Below are 268 nucleotides of genomic sequence, written 5' to 3' on the forward strand. Positions count from 1 at the left end.
GTGATGGGTTCCTCTGGCCCGCTGATTGCGGTGTGATCGCTGATGTAAAAGATGACTTGCTCGGCGAATACTTTGGGTCGGCAAAAGTTGCCTGGGCCGATAAGGCGTTCGTATTCGGCTTCCGGATCATCAGACTTCGCGGCAATTGTTCGCGCCATATTGAGGAATGCTGGTTGGAGATGCTCAATAATCAAAGAGCAGTACCCGCGGCGGGGTTGGGTAGAGGCGGGCGGAGGGTGATTTCATGTGTTTAGGTAATGAGTTTCAT

General features: G+C 52.6%; 1 protein-coding gene. It reads left to right on the forward strand.

Annotation, left to right across the window (positions count from 1 at the left end; translation table 11 throughout):
• Positions 1–254, forward strand: a 254-nt coding sequence (locus ACR9ZK_RS22140; protein WP_481344098.1) for a hypothetical protein, incomplete at its 5' end; no start/stop codon positions are given.
• Positions 255–268: the final 14 nt, after the last annotated feature.

It is taken from the genome of Monashia sp. HAY1-5C (assembly GCF_056755255.1).